Genomic DNA, 22,158 nt, shown 5'->3' with positions numbered 1-22,158 from the left:
TCTGGAGTGCTCGCATTCCTCGGCATGAGCGCTCTCGCCGGCGTGCTCGTGACCGCCGCGGTGACCCCCGCGCTGGCCGTCACCGGGCTGGCCGCCAACAACAGCATCACGATGTTCGAGAACCTCCCCGGGTTCCTCAAGATCGACGACCTCGCACAGAAGTCGACCATCTACGCGATGCGAGCCGACGGCACCGCGTCGCCGATGGCGTCGTTCTTCGACGACAACCGCGAAGAGGTGTCGATCGACTACATCTCCCCCTACCTCAAGGACGCCGCGGTCTCCGGTGAGGACCCGCGGTACTACGAGCACGGCGGCATCGACATCAAGGGCACCCTGAGCGCGGTCGTGAACGAGTTCATCCCCGGCGGCGCGACCCGAGGCGGTTCCTCGATCACGCAGCAGTACGTGAAGAACGTGCTCATCAACAACGGCATGAACGAGGCGACCACCGAAGAGGAGAAGCAGGCCGCGTACGAGGCCGCGACCGCGACCACTCCCGAGCGCAAGCTCAAAGAGATGCGCTACGCGATCTCGGTCGACAAGAAGTACACGAAGGACGAGATCCTCCAGGGCTACCTGAACATCGCCGCGTTCGGCGGGCGGGTCTACGGCGTGCAATCCGCCGCCCAGTACTACTTCGGCACCAACGCGAAGGACCTCACGCTGCCGCAGGCGGCGAGCCTCATCGCGATCGTCAACTGGCCCGAGAAGTTCCGGCTCGACAACCCCGAGAGCGAGACGAACGGCGCGAACACCGTCGTCGACGGCGAGACGGTCCCCTACGCAGACAACAAGGACCGTCGCGACTACATCCTGAACGAGATGCTCCAGGAGAAGAAGATCACGCAGGAGGAGCACGACGCCGCCGTCGCGACTCCCGTGCAGCCCGACATCCACGAGCCCTCGACCGGCTGCCAGGTCTCGCAGACGTACTCGTACTTCTGCGACTACGTGACCTGGGAGATCAAGAACAAGCTCGACGACCCCGAGACCCCCGACGTCAACGAGGGCGCCGAGATGCTCGCACGCGGCGGGCTCGACATCTACACGACCATCGACGTCGACCTGCAGGCCGAGGCGACCGCCGCCCTGAAGGACAACGTGCCCGCCTCCATCTCCGAGATGGACCTCGGCGGTTCGGTGGTCTCGGTCGAGGTCGGCACCGGCCGCATCCTCGCCATGGCGCAGAACACCGTCTACAACCTCGACCCCGAGGTGACCGGCGATCAGTACTCCGCCGTCAACTACAACGCGGGCATCGACTACGGCGGCTCGAGCGGCTTCCAGCCCGGCTCGACGTTCAAGACGTTCACGCTCGCCGAGTGGCTCATCGAGGGCCATTCGCTGAACGAGAGCATGGACGCCCGCAAGCGCAACAACTGGGGCGACTTCAAGGACAGCTGCGAGGGCACGGTCAACGTCGACGGCTGGGATCCCGGCAACGACGAGGGCGGCAACGGCGGGTTCTGGACCGCGCTGTTCAACACGGTCAACTCCGAGAACACGGGCTTCATCGCCATGGCGAAGCAGCTCGACCTCTGCGGCATCAAGAAGACGGCCACGGCGCTCATGAGCGACGGTCGCGCCGACGGCAAGCCGCTCGGCGAGGGCGTCAACGCCGACGGCGACCGCATCCCGTTCGGGCCCTCGGCCGTGCTCGGCACCGAAGAGGTCGCCCCGCTGTCGATGGCGACCGCGTTCGCCGCGTACGCCGGCGGCGGCAAGTCGTGCACGCCGGTCGCGATCGACAAGATCACCGATGCGAAGGGCGAGGCCGTCGAGGTACCGAAGTCGACCTGCACGCAGGCCATCACCGCGGATGTCGCGGCCGGCATGGACTACGCGCTCAACAAGGTCATGACCGGCGGCACGGGTTCGTCCTCGCTGTACAAGATGGACACCTCGGGCACGCCGATGATCGGCAAGACCGGCACCACCGACAACAACGAGGCGACCTGGATGAGCGGCGCCTCGTCGAAGGTCGCGACCGTCGTCGGCGTGTACAACGCGACCGGCCACGTGAACCTGCGCGACACGTACATCAACGGCGAGCAGGCCGCCGTGCTGCGCCACAACATCTGGCCCCGCGTCATGGACGTCGCCAACAACAAGTACGGCGGCGACGCGTTCCCCGACCCGAAGAGCGAGTTCCTCTTCGCCCCGCAGGCGAGCGTGCCGAGCGTGCTCGGCCTCTCCCCCGATGCCGCGAAGATGGCCCTCGAGACGGCCGGCTTCGGCTACGCGCTCGACGGTGAGGTCGACTCCGACCAGCCCAAGGGCACGATCGGCTCGCAGAGCGCGAGCGGCACGGCGACGCGCGGTTCGCTCATCACGGTGAAGGTCAGCCGCGGCAACATGAGCGCGCTGCCCGACGTGACGGGTTCGCAGGCCGATCAGGCCGAAGCGACCCTGCGCGCTGCCGGGTTCGACGTCGCCCGCGACGAGCAGAGCGTCACCGACGAGTCGCAGAACGGCATCGTGCAGTCGCAGTCGCCCGGCGCCGGCGAGGGCGCGAAGGCCGGCTCGAAGATCACGATCGTCGTCGGCCGGTTCGACGGCGACGACGGTCAGGGCAACGGCGACGGCAACGGCAACGACGGCGGCAACCAGCCCGACGGCGGCAACGACGGCGGCTGATCGCGCACACGCACCGGTTCGGCGCCGGCCGTGCGGATTCACGCGATCCGCACGGCCGGCGCCGAACTGCTTTCCGCCTCCACGACGGGCCTCACATGAGCGGGGCCGGCCGGAGCGGGTTCGTCCACAAGCGCAGCGTCGCTCAGCTCGACCCCGAACTCGTCGGTTAAGCTGCGCAGTATGCCTGCCCAGAAACGCACGATGAGCGACGTCGGCCTCGGAGCCCTCGGCTTCGTCGCCATGAGCGCGCTCGCCGGCGTGCTCCTCACCGTCGCGGTGACGCCGGCCCTCGCCGTCACCGGACTGGCGGCCACGAACAGCATCACGATGTTCGAGAACCTCCCGAGCAGCCTCGAGATCGGCGAGCTCGCGCAGAAGTCGACCATCTACGCGGTCAAGCCCGACGGCAACGCATCGCCCATGGCGTGGTTCTACGACGACAACCGCGAAGAGGTGTCGTTCGAGTACATCTCGCCCTACCTGAAGGACGCGGCGGTCGCCGGCGAAGACCCGCGCTTCTTCGACCACGGCGGCATCGACATCGCCGGCACGGTGCGCGGCGCGGTCAGCACCGCGCTGTCGAACAGCACCCAGGGCGGTTCGTCGATCACGCAGCAGTACGTGAAGAACGTGCTCGTCGCGAACGACATGGCGAAGGCGACCACCGAAGAAGAGCGCGACGCCGCCTGGGAGAAGCACACCAAGACCTCGATCGACCGCAAGCTGAAAGAGATGCGGTACGCGATCACGGTCGAGAAGCAGTACTCCAAAGACGAGATCCTGCGCGGGTACCTCAACATCGCGGGTTTCGCCGGCCAGATCTACGGCGTGCAGACCGCGGCGCAGTACTACTTCGGCACCAACGCGCACGACCTGTCGCTCGCGCAGGCCGCGAGCCTGATCGCCATCGTGAACAGCCCCGAGGAGTTCCGCCTCGACTACCCCGACGATGAGCTCAACGGGGCGAACACGGTCATCGACGGCGAGACGGTCCCGTACGCGCGCAACAAGGACCGTCGCGACTACATCCTCGACAAGATGCTCGAGCAGAAGAAGATCACGAAGGCCGAGCACGAGGCGGCGATCGCCGAACCGGTCGCCCCCAACATCCAGCCGCCGTCGAGCGGATGCCAGGCCTCTCCGGTCTACGCCTACTTCTGCGACTACGTCACGTGGGAGATCAAGAACAAGCTCGACGACCCCGAGACGCCCGACGTCAACGAGGGCGCCCAGATGCTCGAACGCGGCGGCCTCGACATCTACACCACCATCGACATGGACCTGCAGTCCGCCGCGTACTCCGCGGTGCACGACAACGTGCCCGGCTCGGTCGAGGGGCTCGACATCGGCAGCTCGGCCGTCTCGGTCGAGGTCAACACCGGTCGCATCCTCGCGATGACCCAGAACACCACGTACAACGTCGACCCCGAGGTGACGGGCGACCAGTACGACGCCGTCAACTACAACGCCACCATCGACTACGGCAGCTCGAGCGGCTTCCAGCCGGGTTCCACGTTCAAGATCTTCACGCTCGGCGAGTGGCTGAAGGAGGGGCACTCGGTCAACGAGAGCATGGACGCCCGCCGCCGCGCGCCGTGGGGCACGTTCAAAGACAGTTGCGCGGGCGACTGGAACATCGGCGCCGACTGGAACCCCCGCAACGACGAGGGCGGCAACGGCGGCTACTGGACCGCGCTGTACAACACCATCAACTCCGAGAACACGGGTTTCATCGCCATGGCGAAGCAACTCGACCTCTGCGGCATCAAGAACACGGCGTCGGCGCTCATGAGCTCGGGCCGCGCCGACGGCAAGCCGCTCGGCGAGGGCGTCAACGAGGCCGGCGACAAGATCGGCTTCGGCCCCGCCGCCGTGCTCGGCACCGAAGAGATCGCGCCGATCTCGATGGCGACCGCGTTCGCCGCGGTGGCCGGCGGCGGCAAGTCGTGCACCCCGATCGCGATCGACCGGATCACCGACGCGAAGGGCGAGCCCGTCGAGGCTCCGAAGTCGACCTGCACCCAGGCCGTCACCCCCGACATCGCTGCGGGCATGAGCTATGCACTCCAGCGGGTCATGACCGACGGCACCGGTCGCTCCTCCCGCGGTCAGATGGACACCGCGGGCACGCCGATGATCGGCAAGACGGGCACCACCGACGACGCCGTCGCGACCTGGATGAGCGGTGCGTCGACGCGGGTCGCCACCGTGGTCGGCGTGTACAACACGACCGGCTTCGTCAACCTGCGGGAGACCTCCGTCAACGATGTCGAGGCGGCGATCATCCGTCACCGCATCTGGCCGCGCATCATGGACGTCGCGAACACGAAGTACCCGGGCGGCGCGTTCCCCGAACCCGACCGGAAGTACCTCACGACCCCCATGGCCGACGTGCCGAGCGTGCTCGGCCTCGCCCCGGCCGCCGCGCAGAAGGCGCTCGAGCAGGCCGGCTTCGGCTGGTCGATGGACGGCGACGTCGACTCGGCGCAGCCCAAGGGAACGGTCGGCAGCCAGTCGGCCTCGGGTCAGGCTCCGAAGGGCTCGTCGATCTCGCTGAAGGTCAGCCGCGGCAACCTGAGCGCCGTGCCCGACGTCACCGGCATGCAGGCCGATCAGGCGGAGGGCACGCTCAAGGCGGCCGGCTACAAGGTCGACCGCGACGCTCAGGACACCGACGACGAGAGCAAGAACGGCCTCGTGATCTCGCAGTCCCCCGGCGCCGGCGAGAACGCCAAGCCCGGCGCGAAGATCAAGATCGTCATCGGCCGCTTCACCGGCGGCAACGGCGACGGAGACGGACGATGACGCGCGCGGGCCTGCCGCCGATCGCGCAGATCGCGATCGCGGTCGGCGCGGCCGGCGCCGCAGCGTTCGCGTGGGGCTCCCTCGTCGAACGCAAGCGCTGGACCCTGCGCCGGGTCGAGGTGCCCGTGCTCCCGGCGGGCTCGCAGCCCATCAAGGTGCTGCACCTCTCCGACCTGCACATGGCGCCCTGGCAGCGCGAGAAGCAGGCCTGGGTGCGCTCGCTCGCCGAGCTCGAACCCGACCTCGTCGTCGACACGGGTGACAACCTCGGGCACGAACGCGGGCTCGAGGGCATCCGCGCGGCCTTCGAGCCGTTCCGCGGGGTGCCCGGCGTCTTCGTCAACGGCTCGAACGACTACTTCGGCCCCGTCGTGAAGAACCCGTTCCTCTACTTCGGGGGCCCTTCCGGCCACGTGCCACGCAGCACGCGGCTCGACATCGCCGCCCTGCACGCGTACTTCGCCGAACTCGGCTGGGAGGACCTCGACAACACGGCCACCTCCCTCGACCTGCGCGGCACCCACTTCGAGTTCTTCGGCGTCGACGACCCGCACAAGGGCTTCGACCGCCTCGACCTCATCACGAGCGCGATCGACGATCTGCGCGCCGACGACCCGCTCGGCGACGACTCGTGGCCCGACGCGGCATCCGTCTCCCCGTCGCGGCCGACGGTCACGGTGGGCGTCACGCACGCGCCGTACCAGCGGGTGCTGAACTCGTTCGTGAACCACGGCGCGCAGCTCATGCTCGCCGGCCACACGCACGGCGGCCAGGTCTGCGTGCCCGGCTTCGGCGCGCTCGTCACGAACTGCGACATCCCCCGCGAGAAGGTCAAGGGCCTGAGCGTGTGGCGCCACGGACTGCGCTCGGCGTTCCTCAACGTGTCTGCCGGGCTCGGCACCTCGATCTACGCGCCGGTGCGCTTCGCGTGCCCGCCCGAGGCGACGCTGATCACGCTCGTCGCGTCGCGCTGACCGAGCAGGGCGGATGCCTCGGAGCCGCGTGCCGCACGCGGCATCCGCCCTCGATCGCCGCGTCGACGCCGGGTGCTGCAGGCGCGACCGGCGCGTGGTCTGAGCGGCCCGGTTTATCGGCTATCCTTGTTGAGGCCCGTGAGGGCACCGGGGTGTGGCGCAGCTTGGTAGCGCGCGTCGTTCGGGACGACGAGGTCGCAGGTTCAAATCCTGTCACCCCGACACGGTGAGAGAAGGCCTCCGCGAGAGCGGGGGCCTTTTCCGTACCCGGAGCAGATCGCGCTGAGCAGATCGCGCTGAACGAACCGGCTGAACGAACCGCGCCGAACGGCGCCGTCCGGCTCAGCTCAGCGGTCGCTCGGCTGATCGTGATGGACCCGCGCGTTCATCAGCGGTTCGACGACCGGGCGCTCGTCTCGCCGAGAGCGGCGGATGACCCGGCCGATGAGGAGGGCGACGGCGCACGCGCCGAGGACCCACGCGGCGAGCAGGGCGAACGAGATCAGGCCTTCCATGCCGACTCCTCCTCGAGTCAGGGACCCCGTGACTCGAGCCGACGTCACGGTGCAGAGAGTCTACGCCCTGTTCCGCCGAAGCGGAGCGGATGCCGCGACACGGCCGGATGCCGCGCGATGGCCGTGCGGCATCCGATCAGTAGGCGCCGTCGCTGCCGACCACGGCCCGGAACGTCTTCCAGAGGATGAGCAGGTCGCCCGTCATCGTCCAGTTCTCGACGTAGAAGAGGTCGAGGCGCACGGTCTCGTCCCAGTCGAGGTTGGAGCGCCCGCTGACCTGCCAGAGCCCCGTGATACCGGGCTTGACGAGGAAGCGACGGTGCACGTGGCGCGCGTACTGCTCCACCTCGCGTTCGAGCGGCGGCCTCGGCCCGACGATCGACATCGACCCGAGGAAGACGTTGAACAGCTGCGGCAGCTCGTCGAGGCTGTATCGGCGGAGGATGCGCCCGATGGGCGTGACCCGGGGGTCGTCCTTCATCTTGAACATGATCGAGTTGCCCTCGTCGCGGTCGAGCGCGGCCAGGTCGGCGAGGCGGTCCTCGGCGTCCTCGTACATGCTGCGGAACTTCAGCATCTGGAAGTGCTCGCCCCGGCGGCCGATGCGGTCCTGCCGGAAGATGATCGTGCCGGGCGTGCTCAGGCGCACGATGAGCGCGATGCCGAGGAGCACGGGCGACAGGAACAGGATCAGCGCGCCCGACGCGACGATGTCGAACAGCCGCTTCGCGTAGAGCTTTCCGCCGTCGTAGCGCGGGGTCTCGACGTGGATCAGCGGCAGGCCGGCCACGGGGCGCGTGTGCAGTCGCGGGCCGCCGATGTCGGTGAGGCTCGGCGCGACGACGAGGTGGTGGCGGCCGGGCTCGAGCTTCCAGCTGAGCTCGCGCACCTTGTCGGCCGCGAGCTCGTTCGCGCTCGTGATCACGACGGTGTCGGCGCCGACGGCGTCGAGCGCCTCGATGAGGTTGTTCATGGAGCCCGACATCGGGATGTCGGTGCCGGGGATCGTGCCGCTGACGATGCCGCTCGGCGTGCACGCGCCGACCACTTTGAAGCCCGCCTCGGGGCTCCGGCCGAGATCGCGCGCGATCGTGGCGATGGAGGACTCCGAGCCGACGAGGAGCACGCGGCTGGAGAGCTGACCGGCGCGCCGACGACGCGCGAGCCACTTGCGCCACGCCCACCGGTTGGCCAGCAGGCCCGCGAGCCCGACGACGAGCGCGAGCGCGAGGAACCACTCGAGGCCGGGCACCGACAGGAGGTACGCGAGCAGGCCGGCGGTGCCGAACACCACGAAGGTGACGTGCAGCACGCGGCGGTATTCGGCGGCCCCGGTGCCGATCACCCGCGGCGATCGGCTGCCCGACACGCTCAGAGCGAGCATCCAGACCGCGATGAAGCCGACGGCGAGCAGGCCCGCGGCCGACGGCGGCACCCACGCCGCCGGATCGAGCAGCGAGGCCGCCCGTGCGGGGGTGCGCACCCCGCCGAAGTACTGCGCGGCGAACACGGTCACGGTCACGACGAGCAGATCGGTGGAGACCAGCATGCGACCGTAGCGTTGAGCCCAGGTCGGTTGCCGCGTCCCCCTCGAACTCCTCGCCATCTGCGGTGCAATGGCTTGAGTCAAGAGCGTCTCCCTCGATTGCGCTCAATCTATGGGCAACGCAGGCACGGGGCCACGGGTCGCACGCAGAGTTAACACAGCCGTCACGTTCGGCCCGAATCGGTCGCCGATCCCCGATCCGCCGCGTGTTGGAGAGTTAACACGTTCGACACGCCCTCGTCACCGCTCGGCACGGTCGCGACGATGGAATGGGGTGCGACGGACGCGATGCCGCGGCGCAGTAGTGCTCGCGAGGGTTCCTCGACGGGCGAGACCACCGAGGGGGCGACGCCGATGGGCATCAAGCGATCAAGGCCACCGGTCGCGCTGGGCGCGGCCGCGGCGGCCGTGCTCGTGCTGTCGGCCCTCGCCGGCTGCTCGGCGACGACGGCGTCGGGCGCCGACGGCGGCGGCGACGAGGCATCCGTCATCGAGAAGGTGCCGTTCGCGACGGTCGGCGACGAGCAGCTCCTGCTCGACGCGTGCCTGCCAGAGGAGGACGGTCCCCGCGCCTCGATCGTGCTCCTGCACGGCGGCGGATTCACCGAGGGCAACCGGGTGGCCGGCGGCATGCGCGAGCTCTGCACGCGATTCGCGGACGCCGGATTCGCCGCCTTCTCGATCGACTACCGCCTCGTGCCCGCGATCGTGTACCCGGGGCAGGTCGAGGACGTGCAGTCCGCCATCGCCTGGCTGCGGGAGCCCGAGCAGGTCGACCGCTTCGACCTCGATCCCGCTCGCATCGGGCTGCTGGGCAGCTCGGCGGGCGCGATCCTGGCCCAGGAGGTCGGCACCCTCGGCGAGGGACCGCTCGACGAGGGAACGCGCGTCGGCGCCGTGGCCTCGCTCTCGGGGGTCTCGCTCATGACCGAGGAGGCGCTCTCGCTCGGAACGCCGACCGAGGAGGCCATCGGCATGATCATGACCTACCTCGACTGCGAGACCCCGGCGGCCGACGCATGCCCGCAGGCCGCCGAGGCATCCGCGGCATTGCATGTCGACGCCACCGACCCCCCGATGCTGCTCGTGAACGGGGAGGACGAACTCGTGCCCGAGGAGCAGGCGCAGGCCATGCACGCCTCCCTCGAGTCGGTCGGCGTGGCCTCCAAGGTGATCATCGGCCGCGAGGGCGCCCACGGCGTCGCCCTGCTCGCGCCGGGCGTCAGCGACGACGTGCTCGAGTTCTTCGCCGAGGCCCTCGGATGAGCGACCGCGACCGCCGCGGGCCGAAGAGACCCATCAGACCGACGACACAAAGGGGACCGAGTGGAACTCCATGACAGCATGCGGACGATCCGGCGGAACTGGGTCGTCATCGTCGCCATCCTGATCGCCGCGGTCGCCGCGGGGTTCGTGTACTCCGCGTCCGTGAAGCCGCAGTACCAGACGGCCGGCCAGCTGCTCTTCACGCCGACCGCCGAGGCGACCAGCACGCAGGCGGTCGTGCAGGCGAACGCCGTCGCCGTGCAGATGACGGCGCTGTACGCGCAGGTCGCGGTCACGCCCCTCGTGCTGCAGCCGGCGATCGACGACCTCGCGCTCGACGAGACGCCGTCGGACCTCGCCGAGCGGGTCGCCGCCGGCATCACGGCCGAGTCGCCGGTCATGTTCGTGTCGGCGACGGCCGATTCGCCGCAGGAGGCCGTCGAGCTCGTCGACGCGGTCATGAAGAGCCTGCTCGCGACGATCGAGGACCCCGAGAAGGGCCTCCAGAGCGCGGTGCCGCTCAAGCCGACCGTGCTCCAGGAGCCGCCGCTCGTCGATCTCCCGGCCACGGGCGCACCGGTCGTGAACATCCTGCTGGCGCTCGCGGCCGGGCTCGCGATCGCGTTCATCGTGGTCGTGCTCCGCGAGAGCCTGAACGGGCGCATCCGAGGGGCACGCGACCTTCGCAGGGCGACGGATGCCTCGCTGCTGGCCGCCGTTCCGCGCGACCGCGCCGTGCGCGCCCGACCCCTGCTCTTCAGCGCGAAACCGCTCACGGCGTTCGCCGAGTCGTTCCGCCTGCTGCGGCAGCGGATCCCCGCGGCATCCGAGGGTCTCGCGCCGGTCGTCGTCGTCTCCTCGCCCGAGTACGGCGATGGGAAGTCGACCGTGGCCGCGAACCTCGCGCTGTCGCTCGCGGAGGCGGGTCGACGGGTCACCCTCGTCGACGCCAACCTTCGGGCGCCCGTGCTCGCGAAGGCGTTCGACGTCGATGCCGCCGGCGGCCTGGCCGAGCTCCTCGCGGGCGACGCCGCGGCGGGCGCGGGCACGGCGGTCGCGCCGAACCTGACGCTCGTGCCGACCTCGGCGCTCGACGGCGACTTCAGCGAACTGCTCGAGTCCGACGGCCTCGCCGCGTTCCTCGACCGGGTGCGGCGGGCTTCGGACGCCGTCGTGATCGACGCGGGCCCGTTGCTGCCGGTGGCCGACGGGGCGGCGCTCGCCGCGCACGCCGACGCGTACCTCGTGGTCGTGCGGGCGGGCCGGTCGAAGATCTCCGACCTGCGCCAGTCGGTCGAGGCGCTGACGAGCCTCGGCGCCCCGATCGCGGGCGTCGTGCTGGATGCCGCGCCCACGCGCGGCGCGGATGCGATCGAGTGATCGGCCGAGGGGCGCGACGATGACGGGGCGGACGCGGCGCGGCGCAGGACCGGCCGCGACGACCGCGATCTGGGCGGGCGTCGGCGTGCTCGTCGCCGCGGCCGCGACCCCGTTCATGCTCATCGCGCCGCCCCTCATCGCGGTCGTGGCGGGCGGGTTCGTGCTGCTCGCCCTGGCCGCGTTCCTGCCGAAGGCGTTCGCGTTCGCGGCGCTCTGCACGATCATCCTCTCGACGCTCGCGCAGACCTTCCTCGGCAGCGCGGGCAGCTTCGCCGACGAGGCGGTGATCGTGCTCGCGCTCGTCGCCTTCAGCACCCGGCGTCTCGTCACCGAGCGCCGCCTCGTCGCGCTGCCCGGCATGTGGTGGTTCCTCGCGTTCGTCGCCGTCGGCCTCGCGAGCGGGATCGTCGGTGCGGTGCCGTTCTCGATCAGCGTGCAGGCGATGTTCCTCGCGGTGAAGGGGCTCGTGTTCGCCTTCGCCCTCGCCCAGCTGCGCTGGGACGTCGAGGACCTGCGCGTGCTCGTGCGCCTCGGCGCGATCGCCGGCGGCATCCTCGTGCTCACGGCCGTCGCGAACCTGATCGCGCCCGGCCCGTGGAGCCAGCTCGTCGCGAACCGCCCCCCGTTCGCGATGGTCAACGGCATTCCCGCGCTCCAGGGGCCGTTCCAGCATCCGGCCGCCTTCGGCCGTCTCAGTTCGATCCTCGCCGTCGGCGTGCTCAGCTACCGCCTGCTGGTGCGGCGCTCGTGGGTGAGCGCGGTGCTGCTCGCCTGTTCGAGCGCGATGGCGCTGCTGACCTTCCAGGTGAAGTCGATCGTGAGCCTGCTCGGCACGATTGGCCTGCTCCTGCTGCGCTTCGGCGGCCCGGTGCGCTACCTCGCGATCCTCGCGTTCGCGCCGCTGCTGGCGATGGTCGTGCTCCCGCCGCTCGTCGAGCTCGTCGGCGGCGACGTGCAGATCTACATCGTGCAGGAGTCGGCACGGTCGCTGCTCACGACCGGATCGCTCCAGGTCGCCGCCGACCACTTCCCGTGGGGTGCCGGGTTCGGCCGGTACGCGAGCTTCTACGCCTCGCAGTACTACAGCCCCGAGTACGTGAAGCTCGGGTTCGAGGACGTGTACGGGCTCGGCCGCGCCGAGGACGGCATGTTCCTGAACGACACGCAGTGGCCGGCGATCCTCGGCGAGACCGGGTGGTTCGGCGCAGTGTGCTTCGCGGCCGGCATCATCGCGGTGTTCGCCTCGCTCGTGCGGCGAACCTCGGCCGACGAGCACGTCCTCGTGCGCTGGCTGCGGGTCGCGGGCATCGCCTGGCTCGTGCTCATCATCATCGAGTCGGTGGGCGCCCCGGTGTTCGTCTCGGCGCCCGCGTTCCCGTTCGCGTTCGCGGCGGCGGGCGTCATCGCCTCGTTCCGCGACCGCGCCCGGCAGGCCGTCGAGCCGACGGCGGCCGCGGCAGCGCCCATGGCGACCGCGCCCACGGCGGCCGCGCCGCGACCGGAGGTCCCCGCATCATGAGCGCCACCCGCAGATCCTTCCTCGCCGCCACCGCCCTCGGCGCGTCGGCGTTCGCCTCGGCCGGGGCGGGCGGGATGCTCCCGCTCACGACCGCGAGCGAGGCGGGCCTCGCGGGCGACGGCACGACCGATGACGCGCCCGCCATCCAGGCCGCGTACGACGCGGGCGGCACGGGCCTCGCGCTCGAGGCGGGCCGCACGTACCTGCTGAACAGCCCGATCTTCCTCGATCGCGCCGACCCGTATGCGCTGTTCACGATCCAGATGAACGGCGCCGCGTTCGCGCTCGGGGCTGCGCTCCCCCGCACCGACGCGTTCTGGCGCGACAAGACGACGCGGTGGGCGTTCTTCCCGAACACGAGGCGCCGGGCGCTGGGCCTGGGCTCGGGCACGGTCGACGTGACGCAGGCGAACCGCGCGACGGGCTCTTCGGTCGGGGCGATCGTGAGCCTCGTGCTGCGCGACGGCTCGGTCTCGGGCGGCGGCGCGAACGTCGGGCTCGTCTTCTGCAACCGCACCGCCGTGCGCCTCGAGAACGTGGTGCAGTACGGCGTGCGCGCCATGCTCTCGTGGACCGACTACTGCGACGGCAACATCCTCATCGGCTGCTACAACCGTTCGGGCGGGCCCGAGGGCTCGGTGCTCGTCGAGCAGATCTCCAACGGAGACGGGCTGCTCATGCTCGGCTGCAAGGCGGACTCCCCCGTCGGGCTCGCGCGCCTCAAGTACTGCCGGGGGGCCGAGTTCACGGCCATCGTCTCGGGGCGCATCGAGCTCGACGCCTGCTCGGGCATCCACCTGCGGGCCGTGCACGAGGAGGGGCAGAACGCGAAGGGCCCCATGCTCGTGATCCGCAATTCGCACGTGCACATCGACACGTCGATCTTCTACACCCCGCGAACGACGGATGCCACGACGCATCCGTCGATCTCCATCGACGACTCGGCGGGAGAATCGCATTCGGAGCTGACGCTCGAGCACTGCATGGAGATGCGGTACCCGAACTCGGGCGACCAGACGTTCGGGTCGTTCATCGGCATCACCGGGGCGATGGCGAACACGCGCGTGACCGCCCACGACCTCTCGGCGCAGCACGTGACCGCGGGCACGGCCGGCGTCTGGACCGCCACCGCGGGCCCCCGGATCACGGGCGACGGAGACCTCGGCTCGGTGCTGGCGGCATCGAACGCGACGGTGGCGAGCGGGTCGTTCTCGATCGAGCGGCGGGGCGGCGCGTGGCGGGTCATCGGGCTCGACGGCGATCCCGGCCACGCCGCGGCATCCCCCGCCGTCCCGAAGCTCGCCGCGGCGAGCGGGGCCACCGAGGTGTCGGGGGCGGCGCTCGCGCAGGGGTCGCGGCCGACGTATCGGGTCGCCGCGCGCAACGCCGCGGGAACGCGGAGCGCGGCCTCGACGAGGGTGGGCGCGACCGTCTCATCGCGCGGTTCGGTGCGGTTGAGCGTGACGGCGGATGCCGCGCCGTGCGAGCTGCTCGTCTGGCGGTTCGCGAACTCGACGACCGCGACCCCGCAGGCGTACGTGAGCGTGCCCTGCGGCCGTCCCGAGATCTCGCTGCTCGACACGGGCACGCGGGTGAGCGGGTACGCCTGGCAGACGTCGGGGATCCCCGCGGTCTCGTGATCGGCGCGGCCCCGGAGGCGGCCCGGTCTCGTGATCGGCGCGGCCCCGGAGGCGGCGCGGTCAGCAGTCGGTGGTCGTCAGCACCTTCGCGAATGCGGCCGTCTGGTACGCGTACTCGCGCATCCAGCCCGCGAGGGTGATCGGTTCACGGGAGTCGAGCACCGCGAGATCGCCGTCGAAGCAGCGATCGAACAGCACCCGGGTGCGAATGATGTGCGGGGTGCGGGTGATGACGATGACGCTGTTCCAGCCCTGCTCGTCGGCGAGCGCGGCGAGGAGCTGCGCCTCGCCGCGGGTCGTGGAGGGTTCGGCGTCGACGCAGGTGACGTCGCCGCCGGGGATGTTGCAGTTGCGGTAGCGACCGGTCTCGCGCGGGGATTCGAGCACGTCGGCGGGCACCGAGACCACCATGCGGTCGGTGACGCCGTCGTCGATGAGCTGTCGGGCGAGTTCGAAGCGCTCGGCGCGGGCGGGGCCGAGGATGAAGACGGCGTCGGCGCGTTCGGGAACCGCGGCCTGCGGGGGGAAGACGTAGATCGGGGCGCCGAGCCCCGCGACGAGCAGGATCGCGGCGAGCACCGCGCCGAGGGCGATGAGGAACCTGCGCCGCCGCACCGGGTCGGGTCGGGCGCGTGCGCTCACGCGCGTCGTGGGCGCGGCGGCGACGCCCCTCACGCACGCTCCTGCTGCCGGGCGGGGTCGGGCGACGGATGCGGCGGGGCCGCCGAGTCCGCGGGCTCGGGCGACGGATGCCGCGGAGCCGCCTCGTCCGCGGGCTCGGCCGGCCCGTCGGACGGGCGCGCCTTGGGCCGCGGCTTCCACGGCTTCTGCCCGAGGAACGCCCAGCTGACCCAGCGGATGCGGCCGAGCGTGACCTCGAACAGGATGGGCAGGCCGAGGGCGGCGAGCATGCAGACGACGAAGACCACGATCTCGCCGTCGATGCCGGCTCGGCCGAGGGCGAGGCGGGCGGCGGCGGAACCGAAGACGTGCAGGAGGTAGATCGCGAAGGCGAACGGTCCGAGCCAGGCGAGGAACCCGACCCGGATGCGGTCGCGCATGAGCAGGAGCAGGAGCGTCGCGGCGAGGCCGACGGCGATCCTCGAGGCCCGCTCCCCCGCGCCGACGAGGTCGACGACGCCGGCGATGTCGAGCACCCGCAGCGCGTAGACGGCGACGAAGGCCGCCGCGGTCGGCACGAGCAGGCCGAGCGGCGGCGGATTCGCGACGAAGCGGTGCACGCCGTAGCCGAGGAGGAAGAACGGCAGTAGCCTGATCGCCCCGTTGACGCTGAACACGTCCCACGCTTCGGGCAGCAGGACGGCGACGTAGAGCACGGAGCTCGCCGCCACGGCGACGATCCAGGAGCGGCGGCGGCGCAGGAGGCCGAGGAGGTCGAGCACGCCGACCGCGAGGAAGATGAGGAAGATCGCCTGGAGGAACCAGAAGTGCCCGGTGCCGTAGAGGTACACGCGCCAGATCTCGCTCGCCGAACCCGAGACGTTGGTGCCCGGCACGACCGTCTGGAGCACGAAGAACGCGGTGCCGACGGTGACGAGCGGCACGAGCAGCCGCCGCACCTTGCCGGTGACCATGCGCCCGTACCCGGCGGAGGTCGACACCGGGCGGAAGGCGTAGACGAATCCGGACAGCGCGGCGAACAGCGGCATCCGGATGTCTTCGAGGAAGACGTACGACCACCGCCAGAGCGAGTCGTCGGCGACGGTCATGCCGCGCGAGCCGTCGCCGCCGATGACGTGGCCGGCGACCATGAGCACGATCGCGAGGCCGCGGAGCGACTCGATCGAGAGGTCGCGGCGACGGGTGGGGCGCGGGGCCGCGACGTCGACGGCGGTCACGGCGTCTCGCCCGTCGGCTGGGCACCGGGCACGGGCGCGGGGCCGCCGCTCCGCCCGGCGCGGGGCGTGCGCCCGGCGCGGTACGTGGCGGTGCCCGAGACGCCGACGCCGCGCCGCCGGGTCATCCAGGTCGGCGGCACATAGAGCCAGCGGGCCCGGGAGGTGAGGCGGGTGAGGAGGAACGACACGATGATCGCGATCGTCATGACGACGAGCTGGAGGCAGATGCCGACCCATCGGGGCACCTCGAGGCCGAGGGCCGCGACGATCGCCGCGATCACGACGATGACGTAGAGGTGGAAGAGGTAGATCTGCAGGCTCGTGGCGCCGAGCGTCGACACAAAGCGCAGCGGCCGGAGCCGCACGAGGTAGGTCGAGGCCATGATGCCGAAGGCCACGGCGGCGACCTGGCCGAGCAGCACGCCGCCGGGCACCGCGCGCAGGCCGAAGAGGATGAGCCCCGCGACGACCGCGACGAACACCGCGAAGGCGGTCGCGAGCATCCAGGGCCGCACCCGGTTCACGAGCTCGAACAGCCGCTTGGAGTAGAGCGCCCCGACGAGGAAGAAGACGAAGAGCCCGCCGACGCGGTTCCAGCCGACGTTGTTCGCGTCGAGGATGCCCGAGGTGACGAAGGCCGACAGCACGGCCGCGGCCGCGACCTGCACGGCGGGCGGCACCCGGCGCAGCAGCCACACCCCGAGCGTGAAGAGGAACAGCGCGTAGATGAACCAGTAGCTGCTGCTCGGCCAGACCGCGATGAGCAGGAGCCCGATGGGGTTCGTCGCCGGGAACTCGCCGAGCTCGCCGTTCACGCCCGGCACGACGAGGTAGAACGCGAACCGGAGCACCGACCAGAGCACGTAGAGGTAGAGGAGCGGCAGCAGCCGGCGACGCCAGAGGTCGGCGAACGCCCACGTGCCGAGCCGGTTGCCGAACAGCCCCGCGATGAGGAAGAAGGCGGGCATCGGGAAGAGTTCGAGGGGTGCCTTCACGAGCCAGGGCGTGCCCTGGATGCCCGCCGCCTGCAGGTAGAGGGCCGTGTGGTAGTAGACCACCATCACGATCGCCGCGCCCTTGGCGAAGTCGACCCAGGCCCGCTTGCCCGTCTCGGGCTCGATGAGCCGTCGTCGCGCAGATTCCGTCGTCATCGGTCCCCTCCTTCGTTCACACCGCTGCGCCGGCGGCGAGCGTGCGCGCCCGGCCGCCGTTGATCGCGTCGAGCCAGAGCGACTCGACGCGCGGGAAGACGGCGGTCGCCGAGAACCGCTCGGCGAACACCCTGGCGCCCTCGTCGGCGACGGCCTCGAGGAGGCCGCGGTCCACGAGCACGGATTCGAGCGCGGCCCGCAGCGCCTCGGCGTCGCCGGGCGGCACGACGAGGCCCGCGCCGTCGCGGAGCACGGCCTCGATGCCGCCGACGTCGGTGGAGACGACGCAGCACCGGCGCGCGAGCGCCTCGAGGATGAACATCGGCATCGCCTCCTCGCGGGAGGGCAGCACCGCCACGAGCGACTCGTCGAGCAGGGCCATCAGCTCGTCGTGCGGCAGCGACCCGACGAACTCGACCCCGTCGGCCTGCCGGTCGACGAGGTGCTCGTCGCGCACCGGGCCGGCGACGACGAGCCGCCAGCCGTCGCGCGCGCCGCCGAGGTCGGCCCACGCACGCTGGAGCACGTCGATGCCCTTGCGGTGTCCGACGACCCCGCCGAAGGCGACGATTGGATGCTTCGCCGTGGGGCTGCTCTCGGGGATCGCGTTCGGGATGAGCTCGATGCGCTCGCGGTCGACGAACCCCGCGGCGACCTCGGTGCTCTCCTCAGAGAGGGAGATGACGCGGTCGGCGGCGCGCAGGACGCCGCCCACGACGCCGGGCCGGCGGGCGGCGAACTCGGCGAAGGAGCTGCCGTGCAGATGCGCGATGGTCGGGATGCCGCGGGCCCGCGCCATGCGCAGCAGCGAGCCCTCGCGCAGGAAGGATCCCCCCTCCGAGAGGTGGGCGACGACGACCTGCGGCGTCGATCGGCGCAGGCCCGAGATCTGCACGGCGGCCGCGGCCGCGAGCCGGGCGGCGGCGATCGAGTCGCCCGGGTCGCCGCGGGTGACGATGAGGCGCGTGTCAACGTGTTCGAACGGCCACTCGAGGTATCCGTTGACGACCTGGGTCATGCCGCCGGCGATGTCGCCGCCGCGACCGAGGTGGTGCACGATCGGCCGGGGCGGTGCGGCCGCGCCAGGCCCCCCGTGCTCGGGCGCGGTCACGGCAGCGCCATCTCGGTCGGCGCCTCGACGAGGCGGGCGGCGGATGCCGCGCCGCGGAGCGTCGCCTGCACCTGCTCGCGCCGTTCGTCGAGGCGGGCGCGGGCCTCGACGAGGCGGTCGAACATCTCGGCCCGGCGGCCGGCCAGCGTCTCGAGGGCGTCGACGAGGTCGTCGGCCGTCATGCGCCCGGTGGCGAGCGAGAGGTCGTCGATGCCGATCGTGGCGAAGTGGCGGTCGATCTTGTCGGAGACGTCGACGAGCGAGCCGACGGGCACGGCGCCCTCGGTGAACGCGGCGATGATGACGTGCAGCCGGTCGCTGAGGGCGATCGCCGTACGGCGGTAGAGCTCGCGCAGGCGGCACTCCTGCACGTCGTGCCCCGACAGCTCGTCCCATTCGAGCAGCTCGCCGCCGAGGTCGTGCGCGAGGCGACGGCTCGTGTCGTTGTCGACCTGCACCTGGGTGACGGCCCAGATCGCGAGGCCGTGCCGGTCGGCGTAGGCGCGCACCCCGCGGATCCATTCGCGGCTCGGGTAGGGCCGTGCCGGGTCATCCGCCCGCATCGAGACGACGAGCACGTCGCGCTCGCCCTCGCCCGCGGCGAACGCCGGGATCAGCTCGTCGGGCGCGCCCTCGCCGAACGCGAGGTCGGGCATGGCCTCGCCGCGGCGCATGTACTCGGCGGTGGTCACGTCGCGCCAGAGCGTGAGGTCGGAGAGCCGGATCGAGGGCCCCATGATCGCCCGCGGCACGGGCGCGTAGTTGCGCGTGCCGACCCCCGCGCGCACGGCCCGGCCGCCGCGCAGGCGGATGGTCGCGAGCAGCGGGAGCATCGACACGTGCTCCTTCATGCCGATGAGGGTGAGCTGGATCTCGCCGGGCTTGAAGACGTACGACGCCTCGCCCGCGATCGCGGCGGCCATGGCGGCGCGGTACCAGCTCGTGAACGAACGGTAGACGACGTCGTCGGGCGCGAGCCCGAGCCCCTCGTCGTACCCGTCGGGCGAGTGGCCGACGTACACGTGCAGCTGCCCCAGCGGGCGCACCCAGTCGAGCAGCGGACGGCGGAGGATGATGTCCCCGACGTTCTCGTACTGCCCGCGGCCGACGGCGAAGATCTTGTTCATGCGGGTTCGAGGTCCTTCTCGTCGGCGGTGGTGGGCGGCATCGCGTAGTCGACGATGCGGCGTTCGGCGGCTCGGCGCAGCGCATCGGCGTCGAGCTGATCGACCTCGACGGCGTTGCCGATGCCGAGGCGGTTCACGAGGTCGGCGATCTGGAGCTGGTGGTCGTCGACGTGCTCGTGCCGGTGCGCGCGCCGCGGCACCATCACGGGGTAGATGCCGTTGCCGAGCAGCCCGATGAGGGTGCCGACGCCGGCGTGGGTGACGACGACGCCGGCCTCGCGCGAGTACTGCTCGAACTCGTGGGGGGCGATCTGCTCGAACACCCGGCCGGGCAGGTCGCGGCGCGAGCCCGTGGAGCCGAGCTGCCAGACGGTGTCGTCGTTGGCGGCGCCGCTCGCGAGCACGGCGTCGACGACCGAGTCGAACCGGTAGCCCTCGATCGTGCCGAGGGTGACGAAGAGCCGGTTCGGGTCGGTCGGGAACTCGCGAGGCGCCGACGCGTAGGTCGAGAGCACGCTGGGCTGCATGCGCCAGCGGCGGTCGGCCCAGGCCTCGTGCTGCGTGCGCAGCGCGACGGTCGGCATCGCCGAGAGCACGCGGCCGGTGGTCGACGGGCCGTCGACGCGGCACACGCTCTCGATGTAGGTCGCGGGGATGCCGCGCATGCGCGCGATGGGCAGCACCGAGAGGGCGATCGCGGCGCCGGTGCTGACGGCCCCGTCGAAGCGCTCGGCCGCGAGCGCGCGGTTCACGATGCCGATGGCCCTGAGCACCCCGGCGTAGTCGCGCGGGCGGACGTACGGAACGTAGAGCACGCGGCGGCCGGCGAGCAGGGACTCGCTCTGGGGTGTTCGGAACGTGATGAAGAGCGAGTCGTCGGATGCCCCGAGGAAGGGCAGTTGGCGCACGAGTTCGACGAGGTGACCGCCGGTCGAGGCCGCGAGGACGAGCTTTCGCGGTGCACGGATGTCGCTGGTTGTTGCAGACATGGAGTCAGCCCCCTGCTCACGATTTCGAGATCTCGGATTCGGAATCGAAAGACGGCGGTGGCCTTCTCGCGATGAGACTAACCCGCGGGTTCGGCGTCCGTCCGGTGATTAACAGAGACGTAACCCAGACTTCATACGCCCGCTCCGCGCACCCGGAACCAGCGGTCGGCGACCTGCAGCAGGCCGCGGTAGACCGGCTTCGACCAGCGCGCGGAGGTGGCCAGCGCGAGGCGCTGCACGTCGCGGCGGCGGGCGAGCAGGAGCAGGTCCTGATTGGTGATGCGGCCGCGCATCGACTCGAACAGGCGGCGGCCCTCTGCGGGTTCGTAGGGGGCGAGTGCGGCGTCTTTCGCCCCCGAGAGCACGATGTACCGGCACACGAAGTACCGGTGCTCGTCGCTGTCGACGAGGGCGGGCGAGGCGCGTCTGGCCGCCTCGGTGACGGCGTCGCCCACGAGCGCGAGGGATTCGGCACGCCGCGAGCCCGAGGTGATGATCGAGCCGCTGCGCAGCCGGTACTCGTACACCTCGAGGTCGAGGAACGCGACGAACCGCGCGCGCGAGAGCGCGTCGGCCACCATGGCGAGGTCGGAGTGCACCCGCGCCGGCACGAGACCGATGCGCTGCATGAGCGAGCGGCGGAACAGCTTGTTCCAGAGGTGCCCGGTGATGCGGCCCGAGAGCAGCATCGACATCGCGTCGACGTTGTCGACGGGCGGCGACTCGGGCGCCGCGATGGGCCGGCTCCCGGCCCCGCCGTCGTAGACGATGCGCGCCCCGGCGACGACGACGTCGCACGGCCCCGCATCGGCGGCGGCGACGAGGTGCTCGAGCGCGTGCTCGTTCCACCCGTCGTCGGCGTCGATGAACCAGAAGTACTCGCCCCGGCTCTCCTGGATGGCGCGGTGGCGTGCGCGCGCGACTCCCCCGTTCTCGCCCATGCGGATGAGCCGGGCCCGGGGTTCGCGCTGCGTGAACGCCTCGGCGAGCGCGGCCGTGTCGTCGCGCGAGCCGTCGTCGACGATCACGATCTCGACGTCTTGATAGGTCTGGGTGGCGGTGTGCTCGAGCGCGGCCGTGACGAACTCGGCGGCGTTGTACACCGGGACGATGATGCTGACTCGAGGTGACATGCGTTCTCCGATCAGAGCTTGCGCAGGAGTTTCGCGGGGGTGCCGCCGTAGAGGCCGTCGGGTTCGCAGTCGCGTGTGACGACCGAGCCCGCGGCGATGACGCAGCCGTCGCCGACGTCGACGCCGCCGAGCACGGTGACGCCCGCGCCGATCCAGCTGCCGCGCCCGATGCGGATGGGCGCGCTCGTGGTGGCGCCGGCGCGCTGTTCGTGCGGCCCGATCTCGTGGGTCGTGGGGATGAGCTGCACGTTCGGGCCGAGGGAGGCGCGTTCGGCGATCACGATGTCGGCGTTGGCCCCGACGAGGAGCCCGACGTTGACGAACGCCCCCGACCGCACCGAGAGCCGTCGGGGCGATCCGACGAACCGCACGTACGGCTGGATGCGGGCGTCGCGGGCGAGGTCCACGCCCGCGAAGCGCAGGATGCGGCGCCGCAGGCGGTCGGACCAGATCGGGCTGCCGCCGACGAGCGAGGCGAACGCGCCGGATGCGCGACCGCCCAC

At 71.1% G+C, this 22,158-nt stretch carries 17 protein-coding genes and 1 tRNA gene; 8 read left to right on the top strand and 10 right to left on the bottom strand.

Annotation, left to right across the window (positions count from 1 at the left end; genetic code table 11):
* Positions 1-24: 24 nt before the first annotated feature.
* The 4 genes from GQQ92_RS00240 (at position 25) to GQQ92_RS00225 (ending at position 6,641) form a co-directional block, all read left to right on the top strand.
* Entirely contained in the window at positions 25-2,640 is a 2,616-nt protein-coding gene (locus tag GQQ92_RS00240; protein WP_197738012.1) for a transglycosylase domain-containing protein, read from the top strand.
* Between the two features lie 180 nt (positions 2,641-2,820).
* Entirely contained in the window at positions 2,821-5,445 is a 2,625-nt protein-coding gene (locus GQQ92_RS00235; RefSeq protein WP_156997244.1) for a transglycosylase domain-containing protein, read from the top strand.
* Positions 5,442-6,419, top strand: coding sequence for a metallophosphoesterase (locus GQQ92_RS00230; protein ID WP_156997243.1), 978 nt, complete (start codon positions 5,442-5,444; stop codon positions 6,417-6,419). Before GQQ92_RS00235 ends, GQQ92_RS00230 begins: the two co-directional genes overlap by 4 nt.
* A 148-nt stretch (positions 6,420-6,567) precedes the next feature.
* Positions 6,568-6,641: transfer RNA gene (locus GQQ92_RS00225), tRNA-Pro, on the top strand.
* Between the two features lie 125 nt (positions 6,642-6,766).
* Here GQQ92_RS00225 and GQQ92_RS00220 read toward each other — a convergent pair.
* Positions 6,767-6,934: a hypothetical protein gene (locus GQQ92_RS00220; protein ID WP_156997242.1), complete on the bottom strand. Its 168-nt coding sequence runs from the start codon at positions 6,932-6,934 to the stop codon at positions 6,767-6,769.
* A 136-nt stretch (positions 6,935-7,070) separates the two neighbouring features.
* Positions 7,071-8,483, bottom strand: a complete 1,413-nt coding sequence (locus GQQ92_RS00215; RefSeq protein ID WP_232057412.1) for a sugar transferase — start codon at positions 8,481-8,483, stop codon at positions 7,071-7,073.
* 261 nt (positions 8,484-8,744) lie between these two features.
* Here GQQ92_RS00215 and GQQ92_RS00210 point away from each other — a divergent pair, with 261 nt between their 5' ends.
* Genes GQQ92_RS00210 through GQQ92_RS00195 form a run of 4 tightly spaced genes read left to right on the top strand, consistent with a single transcriptional unit; the run spans position 8,745 to position 14,285 of the window.
* Positions 8,745-9,746 (top strand): alpha/beta hydrolase, encoded by a 1,002-nt coding sequence (locus GQQ92_RS00210; protein WP_156997241.1) that lies wholly within the window; start codon positions 8,745-8,747, stop codon positions 9,744-9,746.
* Between the two features lie 60 nt (positions 9,747-9,806).
* Complete coding sequence (locus tag GQQ92_RS00205) at positions 9,807-11,126, top strand: polysaccharide biosynthesis tyrosine autokinase (protein ID WP_156997240.1); 1,320 nt, start codon at positions 9,807-9,809, stop codon at positions 11,124-11,126.
* 19 nt (positions 11,127-11,145) lie between these two features.
* On the top strand, positions 11,146-12,645 hold the full coding sequence (locus tag GQQ92_RS00200) for a hypothetical protein (RefSeq protein ID WP_156997239.1): 1,500 nt from the start codon (positions 11,146-11,148) through the stop codon (positions 12,643-12,645).
* Complete coding sequence (locus tag GQQ92_RS00195; protein ID WP_156997238.1) at positions 12,642-14,285, top strand: hypothetical protein; 1,644 nt, start codon at positions 12,642-12,644, stop codon at positions 14,283-14,285. The genes GQQ92_RS00200 and GQQ92_RS00195 overlap by 4 nt, the downstream gene beginning before the upstream one ends.
* A gap of 60 nt (positions 14,286-14,345) precedes the next feature.
* Here GQQ92_RS00195 and GQQ92_RS00190 read toward each other — a convergent pair whose 3' ends face one another.
* The 8 genes from GQQ92_RS00190 to GQQ92_RS00155 form a co-directional block, all read right to left on the bottom strand.
* A complete protein-coding gene (locus GQQ92_RS00190) occupies positions 14,346-14,960 on the bottom strand; it encodes a YdcF family protein (protein ID WP_197738011.1) in 615 nt (204 codons plus the stop codon).
* Positions 14,957-16,144, bottom strand: coding sequence for an acyltransferase family protein (locus tag GQQ92_RS00185; RefSeq protein ID WP_197738010.1), 1,188 nt, complete (start codon positions 16,142-16,144; stop codon positions 14,957-14,959). Before GQQ92_RS00185 ends, GQQ92_RS00190 begins: the two co-directional genes overlap by 4 nt.
* On the bottom strand, positions 16,141-17,295 hold the full coding sequence (locus GQQ92_RS00180) for an acyltransferase family protein (protein WP_156997236.1): 1,155 nt from the start codon (positions 17,293-17,295) through the stop codon (positions 16,141-16,143). The genes GQQ92_RS00185 and GQQ92_RS00180 overlap by 4 nt, the downstream gene beginning before the upstream one ends.
* 16 nt (positions 17,296-17,311) lie before the next feature.
* On the bottom strand, positions 17,312-18,406 hold the full coding sequence (locus GQQ92_RS00175) for a glycosyltransferase family 4 protein (RefSeq protein ID WP_156997235.1): 1,095 nt from the start codon (positions 18,404-18,406) through the stop codon (positions 17,312-17,314).
* Positions 18,403-19,533, bottom strand: coding sequence for a hypothetical protein (locus GQQ92_RS00170; RefSeq protein WP_156997234.1), 1,131 nt, complete (start codon positions 19,531-19,533; stop codon positions 18,403-18,405). The genes GQQ92_RS00175 and GQQ92_RS00170 overlap by 4 nt, the downstream gene beginning before the upstream one ends.
* Positions 19,530-20,522: a glycosyltransferase gene (locus GQQ92_RS00165; protein ID WP_156997233.1), complete on the bottom strand. Its 993-nt coding sequence runs from the start codon at positions 20,520-20,522 to the stop codon at positions 19,530-19,532. Before GQQ92_RS00165 ends, GQQ92_RS00170 begins: the two co-directional genes overlap by 4 nt.
* Positions 20,523-20,653: 131 nt before the next feature.
* Positions 20,654-21,655, bottom strand: a complete 1,002-nt coding sequence (locus tag GQQ92_RS00160) for a glycosyltransferase family 2 protein (protein ID WP_156997232.1) — start codon at positions 21,653-21,655, stop codon at positions 20,654-20,656.
* 11 nt (positions 21,656-21,666) lie between these two features.
* On the bottom strand, positions 21,667-22,158 hold the full coding sequence (locus GQQ92_RS00155) for an acyltransferase (protein WP_156997231.1): 492 nt from the start codon (positions 22,156-22,158) through the stop codon (positions 21,667-21,669).

The sequence above is a fragment of the Agromyces terreus genome, from assembly GCF_009749465.1.
GTDB lineage: Bacteria > Actinomycetota > Actinomycetes > Actinomycetales > Microbacteriaceae > Agromyces > Agromyces terreus.
This window is presented reverse-complemented; position numbering and strand designations above follow the sequence as displayed.